Genomic DNA, 256 nt, shown 5'->3' on the forward strand with positions numbered 1-256 from the left:
ACGGTTAGCACGTCATCAGGGTTTTCGTTATCAGTGTATGAAAACACTAAACAGTCATCAGGTGAGGTGCTAATAGACGCGCCATTGTAACTGGCACCAAGATAAATGGTAAAGGTAATACCAGATTGAGTACTTTCTCTACCTGTTACAGGAATAAACACGCGTACGGGTGTATTAGACACAACCCCTTGGCTGATCACACTTACAGAGTCGCTGGTCGTTTCAGATCCTAGGAGATACAGCTCATAGTCATTGT

Annotated in this window: 1 protein-coding gene; it reads right to left on the reverse strand. The window is 43.8% G+C overall.

What is annotated here, in order from left to right:
* Positions 1 to 256, reverse strand: a 256-nt coding sequence (locus ACQ96U_RS27190) for a hypothetical protein (protein WP_431724412.1), incomplete at both ends; no start/stop codon positions are given.

Source organism: Zooshikella sp. RANM57 (genome assembly GCF_050749885.1).
Taxonomy (GTDB): domain Bacteria; phylum Pseudomonadota; class Gammaproteobacteria; order Pseudomonadales; family Zooshikellaceae; genus Zooshikella.